The sequence below is a fragment of the Rathayibacter sp. Leaf296 genome, from assembly GCF_001423045.1.
In the GTDB taxonomy this organism is placed as follows: domain Bacteria; phylum Actinomycetota; class Actinomycetes; order Actinomycetales; family Microbacteriaceae; genus Rathayibacter; species Rathayibacter caricis.
In genome coordinates, this window is the sequence record NZ_LMNR01000002.1 from 1,147,324 (window position 1) to 1,156,284 (window position 8,961).

Genomic DNA, 8,961 nt, shown 5'->3' on the forward strand with positions numbered 1-8,961 from the left:
CTGGAGCGCCGCCGGCCCTGCTGCTGCTGGTCGAGTAGCCGCGGAGCGGCGTATCGAGACCCACCACCGCCGAAGGGGCGCCCCGAGGCCCACCGCCGGCGAACGGCGCGGGTCCCGGGACGCCCCCCTCAGGGCCGTCCGGTCAGCAGCGGAAGGCCGGGTAGTCGATCGACTGCTGCTTCGTGACCGGCTCGCCGTCGACGGTCGCCGAGACCGCGACTCCGGCCGTGCCCGCCGCGGTGCTCGCCGAGCGCGTCGTCAGCGCCGCCACCGCGCTCTTCCCGGGAGCGACCGCCGTGAACGACTTGCTGCCGAACGCGGTGGTCATCGCGACGTCCACCGGCACGGCGGCCGTGTTGGTCGCCGTGACCGTCAGCACGACCTTGCCCGCGACGCACCGGTTCTGGACCTTCAGCCCCAGGTCCGGCAGCGGCGACGGGACCGCCGCGACCGCGACCCACGAGACGACGGGCTTCTCGCTCCCCGCCCCCTCGTTGGTGATCCGGTACTCCACGGTGCCCGCCTGCGCGAGCGTGAAGGTCAGGTCTCCGGAGAGACGGGGCGTGGTGGCCGAGAGCGGCACGTTGCCCTTCGCCAGCTCCTGGCCGCCCACGGTGACCGTGTGGTTGAGCGTGCGGTTCATCCCCCACCACTCCGTGAATCCGCCCGTGAGCGTGTAGGTGCCGGCCTCGAGCGGCAGTCGGTACACCTGCAGCGTCGTGTCCTGGTACAGCCCGGTCGAGTACTTGTCGTTCACGTCCGTGCCGGCCTTCACGCGCGTCCCGTCGGCCACGAAGCCCCACTGGTCGGCGGCGGTCGAGGCCCGGTCCGACACGGCGTTGCGGAGGTTCGGAACCGACCCCTTCACCGCGGCGTACTGCGGCGAGGAGGTCGCCGCGGTGCCGGAGTCGATCCAGTACACGAGCGAGTCGGGCACGATCTCGAACTTCGCGACGACGACGCCGCCGCCCGCGGTGGTGCCGCGGGCCGTCAGCGCCTCGTAGGGGGTGCGGGTCGCGGCGACGGAGTCGGCGCTCCAGGTCACCGGAGTGGCCGCACCGTCGAGCACGACCGTCGCGGGCAGGGCCGCCGTGGTAGTGAGCGCCCCCTGGAATCCGACGTCGCGGGGCACGCTGCGCACGGTCACCAGGGCGAGGCGAGCGTTGTAGCCCGAGGTGCCGTCCGTGCCCAGAGCCACGTCCACCACTCCGGGAGCCGTCAGCGTCACCTGCTGCGAGAGCGGCGTCGCCGCTCCCGTCGAGACCGCGGTGACCCGCTTCGCGGTGCCGCCGACGGTGACCGTCGACGCGAGGTTCGTCGTGAATCCGGGCCGGGGAGCCTGGACCGTCGTGACCTCGTACGTGCCCGCGGGCAGGGTCAGGTGGTAGACGACGGGCCGGTTGAAGTCGGCCGGGACGTAGGACGAGCCCCAGTCGGCCGCGGTGCCCCCGGCGACGGCTCCGGTGGAGGTCGTCGAGTAGCCCCAGGTGCTGCCGGCGGTGGTGCCGTCCCACTTCTGGTCGGCCGCGCCGTTCAGGACGCCCGGCTGGGCCGCCTTCACCGCGGAGTACGCGGAGGGGCTGCCCGTGCCGGTGGCGCCGGAGTCGATGAAGTAGCGCAGGTCGGCCGGAGTGACGAGCAGCGCCAGGGTGACGCGCTGGAAGACGCCGGTCGAGGCGACCTTCTCGGTGGTGCGGCCGGTGACGGTCGCCGTTCCGAGCTCGGCCGCGGTGGCGAGCGCCTGCGCGGCGCTCGCGTCCCAGGTGATCGCCCGCTCGGCTCCGTCGACGACCAGCGTCGCCGGCAGCCCCTCGGCCTTGGTGCGGGACGCGAGACCGAGGTCGCGGACGTCGCTGCTGACCCCCTCCGGAACGAGCCGGGCGGCGGAATCGGCGAGGCGGGCGACCTGCGCGGCCGCTCCCTCCGCATCGAGGCCGACGGCGGCGGGTCCGGCGACGGCCGCGCGGGCCGCCTCGCGGATGCTCGCGAACGGCGCCCACGTCTGCGGGGTCCACTCCGACTGCACGAACTTGTCGGCGGTGGCGAGGGCCGCGCGCAGTGCGGTGGTGTCCACGGCGCCGGAGTCGGTGCCGGCCGGCACGATGCCCACGGCGTCGACGTTCAGCACCGCGTCGTTCGCGGTGCGGAGGGTCACCGTGTGCTCCCCCGCGGGCAGACCGCGGAGGGTGAAGGTCGTGCGCTCGCTGCCGGCCGCCCAGGTCGGCGCGTTCGCGACCACCTGCACGCCGTCGACGATCGCGTCCAGTCGGGCCGAGCCGTCGTTGGAGCCGAGCACGTCGATGCCCGTCCCCGTGAAGGTGTAGGTCAGCGACGCTCCCCGGCCCGTGCTCTTGGACGCGGTGCGCTGCCACTCGAACATGCCCTGGCCGTTCACGTGCGTCCACTTCGAGTCGAAGCGCAGCACCGGGGTCGAGACGTCGGCCCAGCTGGTCTGGTGCATGCCGTCGATCACGGTCGTGTAGTACGGCGTGAATCCGGGGACGCGCTCGATCCGCAGGTCGTCGAACTGCGTGAAGGTGAACGCGGAGCCGAGCTGCACGCGTCCGGCCGCCTGCGGTGCCGCATCCGTGTACGACGTGATCTGCACGCCGTTGAGGTACGCGGTGTACACGCTGCCGGCCACCTGGACCGCGAGGGTGTTCCAGACGCCGGTGCCGGTCCTGAAGGCCGTGGCCGGAGTGTCGGAGGCCCGGCCCGAGGCGACGGCGGTGCCGTAGCGCAGCAGGCTCCAGGCGCCGGTCGCATCGACCTTCAGCTCGGCCGCCGAGACGTTCGAGCCGTTGGCCGTGCCGCCCTGCTCGCGGGCGCCGAGGGTCGCGTACGGCGTCCCTCCGGCCTCGAACAGCACGTCGACGGAGGCGCGGTAGTTCGCCCAGCGGTAGTCGCCGATGGTGGTCTTGGGGTCGCCCTGGTTCCAGGCGCTGCCGTTCATGCCGGTGCCGATCTGCTGGCGCAGCACGCGGTCGCGGGCCGGGTCGCCGGTGGCGACCGACTCGAACGCGCCGTTCGTGTCGTTCGTGTAGCGCGGGATCGCTCCGTCGTCCTCGGGCTGCACGTTCGGCGTGCCCGCGGGCTTCGTCTTCGCGCCGCGGCTGCCGAGGAAGCTCTCATCGGACGGCGACAGTGCACCGGTGGCGGGGTCGTACTCCTGGATCGCGGGCGCTCCGGAGTAGTCGAAGTCGTCGGCGTAGAGCGTCGCGTCGGTGGTGACGCCGTTCACGGCTCCGGTCGCGTCGGTGTCGAGGACGTCGCGGCCGCCACCCGGAGCGGTGTACTCCGGCGCGGTCGGGAGCTGCGATCCGTAGCCGTCCCGAGCGGTCAGCGACCCGTCGGCCGCCGCCGAGGCGTGGTCGAGCGTGGTCGCGGTCGCGGTCGACCACGGCTTCACGGTCACCGTCCAGGTGCCGCTCGCGTCGGCGGCGAGCTCCTGCACGGGCACGACGTAGTTGGCGTCGTAGGCCTCGCCGGCGTCGGCCGCGCGGGTCTCCCAGACCTCCATCGTCGCGTCGGACCCGAGCTGAAGACCGCTCGCGGTGATCGAGTAGGTCTTCGGGAACGGGCTGTCGTTGACCATCACGGTCGAGAAGTCCGACGCGTCCGGAGCGGCGAGCGTGGTGTACGAGGACGCTCCGGTCGACGCTCCGCTGGGCGGGTTGCCGCCGCCGAGGGCGCTACCGGAGGCCTGCGGGATCCCGCGCCAGATGCCGGCGGTGTTGTCCTCGTTCTCCCAGCCGAGCTCGGCGAACTGCGTGTACTGCTCCACGGCGGCGAGTCCGCCGTCGTAGTAGAGCCAGCCCGACCACGGGTCGCGGGCGCTCACGAGCTCCTTCGAGGAGTACTGGAAGCCGTCGTAGAACGAGCCGATGGCGGGCTGGAAGATGTTGAGCGTCCGCAGCGACTTGGCGAAGCCCGAGGTGACCCAGTTGCTCATCTCGAGCGGGCCGTTCCCCCCGCCCATGCCGGTGCCCGTGCCGCCCTGGCCGTCGGCGTTGGTGTTGTTGGGGCGGTCGGCCGAGTTCGAGAACGTGGCCTGGCCCTCCGAGTTCCAGATCTCCTTGTCGTACGTCTGCGCGAACTTCTTCAGGTTCCCGTTGGCGTCGTCGGCGGTGGAGTAGTGGAACCCGACGACGTCGACCGCGTCGCGGAGGGAGGAGTCGGTCGTGGAGTTGAGCGCGTCGCCGAAGGAGGTCGGCGGGGTGCCGACGGTGTCGGCGGCGACGGTCCTGATCGCGCGGTAGAGGTCCTTCTCGGTCTCGGAGGCGAATCCGCTGTTCGAGTCGCCGGCGCTCGCGCTCACGTAGCCCGTGGTGTCGCCGCGCAGCCAGCCCGAGAAGGTCTTGTACAGGTTGAGGTTCGGGTTCGTGGTCTCGTTCGTGTCCGGGTTGATGGAGTCGACCATGACCCCGTACTCGCGGTACGCGGCGAGGACGGAGTTCTTGAACCAGACGTACTGGTCCGCGTCGCTCGTCACCCAGGTGGGGCGGCTCCAGCGGAGCAGGCTGACGTGCACGTCGCCCTCCGCGACCTTCTGCGCGTCGGCGGCGAGCTGGAAGCCGGGCTCGCGGAGCACGTTCGGATACTCGTCGCGCGAGCGCATCGTGGAGGGGTTGGGCCCGGTCGAGGTGTTGCGGTCGTTGCCCATCTCGATCTTGACCGTGGTCATGATCGGATGCGCTCCGCCGAAGAGCGTCTCGAGCAGCTCCCAGTACTTCTCGGGGTGCTGCGACTTGTAGTCGAGCAGCAGCGCGCTGGTCGAGTTCGCCGAGAGGATCCCGAAGCCCTTGAAGGTCAGGGCGTTGCGGCTCTGGGCGGCGGCCGCGACGTCGGCGCCGGTGACCGAGACGGCCTGGACGGTGGGAGCCGCCTCGGCCGACGGAGCGGGGACGACGGCGGTGCCGAGGAGCGCGCCGAGCGCTCCGAGCGCGAGCAGTCGACGTCCACCCCCTCGGTGTCGGCGCGACGCGCGGGCGTCGCCGCCGGGTGAACGGTCCGGGCGGGGGAGGATCGACATCTCGGGGCCTCATCTTTGAGTAGGAGAATGGTTCTGATCACTTCTGGCGTGTAGTGCGCGCTTAGCGACAGCGATGTCGCGAAGTGATCCACAGCGAACCTACCGAGGGGGCGGCGTGCAGGCAATGGATCCGCGGAATCCGAGGGGTGGCTGCACGAAGGCACCTCCCGCATCCCTCCTCGTTTCGATCAGAAACGATCATCGACCCGAGGAACGGCTGCGGCGGGCTCCACATCCGGAACGGTCGACCGCTGTTCGCGACTGCGTCATTGACCCCACCCCCGCACCCTGTTAGCTTCTGTAACACTTAACACGTTCGTTCAGACAGACGGAGAAGTCATGGCCTCGTCCTCGACCGCCGCGGAGCTCATCGCCCGCTCCAACCGCCTCGGCGCCGATCCGGAGAACACGAACTACGCCGGAGGCAACACCTCCGCGAAGGGCGTCGAGACCGACCCCGTGACCGGCGAGCCCGTCGAGCTGCTCTGGGTGAAGGGCTCCGGCGGAGACCTGGGCACCCTGACGGAGTCCGGCCTCGCGGTCCTGCGGCTCGACCGCCTCCGCGCGCTCGCGAACGTCTACCCCGGCCTCGACCGCGAGGACGAGATGGTCGCCGCCTTCGACCATTGCCTCTTCGGTCTCGGGGGCTTGCACGGCAAGGGCGGCGCCGCCCCCTCGATCGACACCGCCATGCACGGCCTCGTCGACGCCGCGCACGTCGACCACCTGCACCCCGACTCCGGCATCGCCTTCGCGACCGCAGCCGACGGCGAGAGGCTCACCGCCGAGGCCTTCGGCGGCACCGTCGCGTGGGTGCCCTGGCGCCGTCCCGGCTTCCAGCTCGGCCTCGACATCGCCGCCATCAAGGACGCGAACCCCGGAGTGATCGGCGCGATCCTCGGCGGCCACGGCATCACCGCCTGGGGCGACACGAGCGAGGAGGCGGAGGCGAACTCGCTCCGCATCATCGAGACCGCGGCCGCCTACATCGCCGAGCACGGCGCTCCGGAGCCGTTCGGCCCCGCGCTCGACGGCTACGCCGCTCTGCCCGAGGAGGAGCGCCGCGCCAAGGCCGCCGCCCTCGCCCCGCACCTGCGCGCGATCGCCTCGCACGACAGCCCCCGGGTCGGCCACTTCACCGACTCCCCCGAGGTCCTCGACTTCCTCGCGAGCACCGAGCACCCGCGCCTCGCCGCGCTCGGCACCTCCTGCCCCGACCACTTCCTCCGCACCAAGGTCAAGCCGCTGCTCGTCGACCTGCCGTCGACCGCCTCCGTCGAGGAGATCCTCGAGCGCCTCCCCGCGCTGCACGAGGCGTACCGCGCCGACTACCAGGCGTACTACGACGCGCACGCGACGCCCGAGAGCCCCGCGATCCGCGGCGCCGACCCGCTGATCGTGCTCGTGCCGGGCGTGGGCATGTTCTCGTACGGAGCGAACAAGCAGACCGCCCGCGTGGCCGGTGAGTTCTACGTCAACGCGATCAACGTCATGCGCGGCGCCGAGGCCATCTCGACCTACGCGCCCATCGACGAGGCCGAGAAGTTCCGCATCGAGTACTGGGCGCTCGAGGAGGCGAAGCTGCAGCGGATGCCGAAGCCCAAGCCGCTCGCGTCCCGCATCGCGCTCGTCACCGGAGCCGCCTCCGGCATCGGCAAGGCCATCGCCACGCGCCTGGCCGCCGAGGGCGCCTGCGTCGTCATCGCCGACCTCGACCTCGCGAAGGCGCAGGCCGCCGCGGCCGAGCTCGGGTCGACGGACGTCGCCGTCGGACTCGCCGCGAACGTCTCGGACGAGGCCGCCGTGCAGGCCGCGATCGACGCCACCGTCCTCGCCTTCGGCGGGCTCGACCTCGTCGTCAACAACGCCGGCCTGTCGCTCTCGAAGTCGCTCTTCGACACCACCGTCGCCGACTGGGATCTGCAGCACAACGTGATGGCGAAGGGCTCGTTCCTCGTCTCGAAGGCCGCGGCCCGCGTGCTCGTCGACCAGAAGCTCGGCGGCGACATCATCTACATCTCGTCGAAGAACTCGGTCTTCGCCGGCCCCAACAACATCGCCTACTCGGCCACCAAGGCCGACCAGGCCCACCAGGTGCGCCTGCTGGCCGCCGAGCTCGGCGAGCACGGCATCAAGGTGAACGGCATCAACCCCGACGGTGTCGTGCGCGGCTCCGGCATCTTCGCGTCGGGCTGGGGCGCGAACCGCGCCAAGACCTACGGCATCGAGGAGGAGGACCTGGGCACGTTCTACGCGCAGCGCACGATCCTCAAGCGCGAGGTCGTCCCCGAGAACGTGGCCAACGCCGTGTTCGCGCTCTGCACGTCCGACTTCTCGCACACGACGGGGCTGCACGTGCCCGTTGACGCTGGAGTCGCGGCGGCGTTCCTCCGATGACCGCCACCGAAGGGCCCCTGCGATGAAGGCCGTCGCCGCCGTCGACCTCGGAGCGACCAGCGGGCGCGTCATCCTCGGCTACGTCGGCCACGACGAGCTGCGGATGCGCCACGTCGCGCGGTTCCCGAACCAGCCGGTGCGCACGCACGAGGGCGACTCCTCCGCTCTGCACTGGAACATCCTGGAGCTGTACCGCTCGCTCACCGCGGGGCTGACGAACGCCCTGCGCGAGGAGCCGGAGGTCGTCTCGATCGGCGTCGACTCGTGGGCCGTCGACTACGCACTGCTACGGCAGGGGCGGATGCTCGGCGCTCCGTACCACTACCGCGACGAGCGGACGGCGCGCGGCGTGGCCGACGTGCACTCCCGCCTCGGCGCGGAGGAGCTCTACCAGCGGAACGGCCTGCAGCACCTGCCGTTCAACACGCTGTTCCAGCTCGCGGCCGAGCGCGACGTGCTCGCGCTGGCCGATCAGGCGCTGCTCGTGCCCGACCTCCTCGGCTACTGGCTGACCGGAGTCGCGGCGACCGAGATCACGAACGCCTCGACCACGGGCCTGCTGAGCCCGCACACCCGCGCGTGGGACGACGACCTCCTCACGCGCCTCGACCTTCCGCGCGGGATCCTCGCGCCGCTGATCGAGCCGGGCTCCCGGCTCGGCTCGCTCCTGCCCTCCGTCGCCGCCGATCTCGGCGCCCCGGAGAGCCTGGGCGTCGTCGCCGTCGGCTCCCACGACACGGCCTCGGCCGTCGTCGCGGTGCCCTCGACCGACGATCACGTGGCGTACATCTCGAGCGGAACCTGGTCGCTCGTCGGCGTCGAACTCGAGAAGCCGGTGGTCTCGCTGGAGGGTCGGGCCGCCAACTTCACCAACGAGGGCGGCGTCGACGGGCGCATCCGCTACCTGAAGAACGTCTCGGGTCTGTGGCTGCTGTCCGAATCCATCCGCACCTGGGAGAAGCAGTCGGGCGAGAGCATCGAGCTGCCGCTCCTGCTCGCCGAGGCCGCCGCGATCCGCGGGCGCATCACCACGTTCGACGCGGCCGACGAGCGCTTCGTCGCGCCGGGCAACATCCCCGGCCGCATCGTGGAGTGGTGCGTCGAGAACGGCCTGGAGCAGCCGCGCACCCGCGCGGAGTTCGTGCGCTCGATCCTCGAGTCGCTCGCCGAGGCCTACGCCGTGACGCTCGAGCAGGCCTCGGCCCTCTCGGGCGTGCGGATCGACGCGGTGCACGTGGTCGGCGGAGGCTCGCAGAACGAGCTGCTCTGCCAGCTGACCGCCGACCGCACGGGCCGCACCGTGCTCGCCGGCCCCGTCGAGGCGACCGCGATCGGCAACATCCTGGTGCAGGCGCGGGCGCAGGGTCTCGTCACCGGCTCTCTGGAGTCGCTCCGCGCGATCGTGCGGACGGCGTTCCCGCCGGTGCGGTACACGCCCCGGGCGCACTGAGGCCCCTGTCCCGCTGACGCCGCGCTCCACCTTCGGCTCGCAGGATCCTGTCCGACTCGTCGGAGCCGCAGGATCCTGCGAG

3 protein-coding genes are annotated in these 8,961 nt (G+C 71.7%); 2 read left to right on the plus strand and 1 reads right to left on the minus strand.

What is annotated here, in order from left to right; all coding sequences use genetic code 11:
* Positions 1-142 precede the first annotated feature (142 nt).
* Positions 143-5,032 (minus strand): hypothetical protein, encoded by a 4,890-nt coding sequence (locus ASF46_RS15625; protein ID WP_056868386.1) that lies wholly within the window; start codon positions 5,030-5,032, stop codon positions 143-145.
* Positions 5,033-5,371: 339 nt separating this feature from the next.
* Here ASF46_RS15625 and ASF46_RS15630 point away from each other — a divergent pair, with 339 nt between their 5' ends.
* Together ASF46_RS15630 and ASF46_RS15635 are read left to right on the plus strand one after the other, a co-directional pair.
* Positions 5,372-7,429, plus strand: coding sequence for a bifunctional rhamnulose-1-phosphate aldolase/short-chain dehydrogenase (locus tag ASF46_RS15630; RefSeq protein WP_056868387.1), 2,058 nt, complete (start codon positions 5,372-5,374; stop codon positions 7,427-7,429).
* 22 nt (positions 7,430-7,451) lie between these two features.
* Complete coding sequence (locus ASF46_RS15635; RefSeq protein WP_056868388.1) at positions 7,452-8,879, plus strand: rhamnulokinase; 1,428 nt, start codon at positions 7,452-7,454, stop codon at positions 8,877-8,879.
* Positions 8,880-8,961 lie beyond the last annotated feature (82 nt).

What these genes read in the sequence shown, in the direction of transcription:
- ASF46_RS15625 (WP_056868386.1), bottom strand. Translation starts at nt 5,032, where the DNA reads ATGTCGATCCTCCCCCGCCCGGACCGTTCACCCGGCGGCGACGCCCGC.
- ASF46_RS15630 (WP_056868387.1), top strand. Translation starts at nt 5,372, where the DNA reads ATGGCCTCGTCCTCGACCGCCGCGGAGCTCATCGCCCGCTCCAACCGC.
- ASF46_RS15635 (WP_056868388.1), top strand. Translation starts at nt 7,452, where the DNA reads ATGAAGGCCGTCGCCGCCGTCGACCTCGGAGCGACCAGCGGGCGCGTC.